Source organism: Mitsuaria sp. TWR114 (genome assembly GCF_007997345.1).
The window spans coordinates 1-502 of sequence record NZ_VOSR01000913.1; the positions used below are offsets into that span (position 1 = coordinate 1).

Consider the following 502-nt stretch of genomic DNA (forward strand, 5'->3'; position numbering starts at 1 on the left):
GGCCTCGGCGTCGCGGCCGGGGATCTGCGACTGCACCAGTTCGATCAGCACGCCGTAGGCGAGCAGCACGGCCAGCACGATCCAGCGCCGGCGCGGCCCCGCCGCGAAGCACTGCATGCCGATGAACGCCAGCGTGCCGAAGGCGGCGAAGTGATTCGCCTTGTCCCAGCCGAGGTCGGCGACGCTGGGCGGATGCGGCGAGAAAGCGAGCCAGCTCGCGCCCGCCACCACGGCGAGGAAGAGGAGGCGCCAGGCAGAGCGCCAGCGCGGGTCATGCAGGACTTCAGACATCAAGGCGGCCCGCCTCCGGGTTCGGGCGGAAGGCAGTGTGCCATGGGCCTGTGAAGCCGATGTGAGGTCGCGCCGCGCCTCACTCGAGGTGCTCGTGGTGATGGCTGGTGCCGCGCTTCCAGTACGCCGCCGCGCGGATCGCATGCCGGTCATGGCCCTTGTCCTCGACGAGGATGCGGCGCAGCGCGGCCATCGTCGCGGCCTCGCCGGC

The 502-nt window shown here is 71.7% G+C and carries 2 protein-coding genes; both read right to left on the reverse strand.

From position 1 onward, the window contains the following. Positions 1-291 (reverse strand): VanZ family protein (locus FUT87_RS25745; RefSeq protein WP_147242831.1); only part of this gene is annotated, 291 nt, incomplete at its 3' end. A gap of 79 nt (positions 292-370) precedes the next feature. Beyond that, positions 371-502: SIP domain-containing protein (locus tag FUT87_RS25750; protein ID WP_147242832.1), on the reverse strand; the 132-nt coding region annotated here is incomplete at its 5' end.